This window comes from Nocardia sp. NPDC001965, assembly GCF_053594175.1.
The window spans coordinates 1-2,811 of record NZ_JBSFDZ010000089.1; the positions used below are offsets into that span (position 1 = coordinate 1).

Genomic DNA, 2,811 nt, shown 5'->3' on the forward strand with positions numbered 1-2,811 from the left:
AGATACCGAATCGGCTGCGGTCACCCGATGTGTCGTGATCGACACCGCCGCCTCGGTCGGACCGTACAGATTGAACAGTTCGACAGCCGGGAACTCCGCGAGCATCCGCTGCGCCGTCGCCGCCGGCAACGCCTCACCGATGGCCAGCACCCGCCGCAACGATTCCGGCAGGCCCGGGTCGGTGTTGAGCAACGCGTCCAGCATCGACGGGACCACCGTCAACGTGGTCGCCTGTTCGCGGGCCGCCAGCGCATTCAGATACGCCGGATCCCGGTGCCCGTCGGCCTCGGCGATCACCATCCGGCCACCGGACGCCGCCGCCAGCCAGAACTCCCATACCGACAGATCGAATGTCGCCGCAGTCTTCAGCAACACCGCGTCCGAGGCAGTCAACCCGAACTCCGCGGTGATGTACCGCAACTGGTTCACGATCGCCGCATGCGGCACCGCGACACCCTTCGGGCGCCCGGTCGAACCCGATGTGAAGATCACATACGCGGTATTCGACCCGCGCAACGGCATCGCCCGCTCCGCGTCGGTCACCGGCGACGCATCGAGACCGCCGATCTCGAGAGTGTCCAACGCGAGTGACGGGACATCGGCGTCGGCGAAATCGATATCACTGCCGGTCAGTACGCACACCGGTGCCGCGGTGTCGAGAATGTAGCCCGTCCGCTCGGCAGGCTGGTCCGGATCCACCGGCACGTACGCACCACCGGCCGTGGCGACGGCGTACATGGCGACCACCAGATCCACCGATCGCCGCAGTGCCAGCACGACCCGGTCCTGCGGACCGACACCCTGCGTGATCAGGTACCGGGCCAACCGGTTGACCCGGGCACCCAGCTCGGCGTAGGTAACCGGTGCACCGTCGGCGGCCACCAGAGCGATCGCGTCCGGAGTGGCCGCGACCGTCGCGTCCAGCAGCGAAACCAGTGTCGCCGCCGGCTCCAGTTCGCGTTCGGTGTCGTTGCGCGCCGCCAGCGCCGCCAGCTCGGCCGGTGCCAGAATCTCCAGTTCGCCGACCGCGGTATCCGGTGCCGCGACGATCTCGCCCAGTATGCGGGCGAACCGGCGGGCGAATTCTTCAGCGGTGCCACGATCGAACAGATCGGTGGCGTAGGTCAGATGGCCGCGTACGCCGTTCGGCGCACCGGCACTGTCATAGGCGTCCGCGACGATCAGGTGCAGGTCGAATTGGGAGATCTCGGTATCGACATCCACCCCCGACACCGTCAGACCGGGCAGTTCCAACACCGATTGCGCCAGGTTCTGGAACGAGAAACCGACCTGGAACAGCGGATGCCGCGCCGTGGACCGCGCCGGATTCAGCACCTCCACCAAACGCTCGAACGGCACATCCGCATGCGCGAACGCCGCGATATCGATCTCCCGCTGCCGCGACAGCAGATCCGCGAACGACTCCCCACGATCCAGCTGCGTCCGGAACACCAACGTGTTCACGAACATACCGATCAGATCATCCAACGCCTGCTCACCACGACCCGCCACCGGCGTACCGACGGTGATGTCATCGGAACCCGAAAGACGCGACAACAACACAGCGAGCGCCGAATGCACCACCATGAACAACGTCGCGTTCTGCCGCTGGGCCACCCGCTGCAAACCGGCATGGGTCTCGGCATCGATGGTGACCTCGACCCGGCCACCGGTGAAGGACTGCACCGCCGGGCGCGGCCGGTCGGTCGGTAGATCGAGCTGATCGGGGATATCGGCCAGTGTCGACCGCCAGTACCCGACCTGCTGCGCCGCGGGCGATTCCGGATCGGCTTCGTCGCCGAGCAGTTCACGCTGCCAGATGCTGTAATCCGCGTACTGCACCGGCAGCGGCGCCCATCGGGGCATCTCGCCGGCGGACCGGGCAGCGTAGGCGGTCATCAGGTCCCGGGTCAGCGGGGCCACCGACGAACCGTCGGCGGCGATGTGGTGGACCACCATCGCCAGCACGAATTCACGCGCGCCCGTAACCGCGTCGGCTGTTCCGGTCACTTCGAGCAATGCCATCCGCAACGGCACATCGGCCGTGACGTCGAAGGTGGCCGATGCCAGCTCCGATACCACGCTCACCACGTCCGCGGCGGCCACCGCGCGCACCTGCAGTCGCGGCACAGTCTCCGCGGCCGGAAGCACCACCTGCACCGGACCGGAATCGGTCTCGGGATACACAGTTCGCAGCACCTCGTGCCGGCTCACCACGTCGGCGGCAGCCGCGCGCAGCGCCGCGATATCGAGATCGCCCGACAGCCGGATCGCCATCGGCAGGTTGTAGGCCGCCGACTGCTGATCGAACCGGTTCAGGAACCACATGCGCTGCTGAGCCGGCGACAACGGCAGCTGTTCCGGACGTTCGCGCGGCGCCAGCAGCGCCGGCCGATCACCCCGGCCGGCGGCGGTTTCCGCGGCGGCGGCGAGAGCGGCCACGGTCGACGCCTCGAACAGCGTCCGCACCGGAACCTGGGTGTCCAACGCCGCGGCCAACCGCGCCGCGACCTGCGTCGCGATCAGCGAGTTACCACCGAGCGCGAAGAAATCATCGTCGGCACCGACGCGCTGCACACCAAGGACATCGGCGAACACACCCGCGACGATCTCCTCGATCGGCGTCGACGGCGCCCGGAACTCCCGCGTCTCGAACACCGGCGCCGGCAACGCCTTACGATCCAGCTTGCCCGAGGTGTTCAACGGGAACGCATCGAGTTCCATCACCACAGCCGGGATCATGTACACCGGCAACACATCACGCAGCGACTCCAACAATCCCGCGGACTCGACCCGCGCGCCCGGAGCAGG

General features: G+C 67.6%; 1 protein-coding gene. It reads right to left on the reverse strand.

The genetic code is table 11. From position 1 onward, the window contains the following. On the reverse strand, nt 1-2,811 hold a 2,811-nt coding region (locus tag ACWCPQ_RS34970; RefSeq protein ID WP_449907448.1), incomplete at both ends, for a condensation domain-containing protein.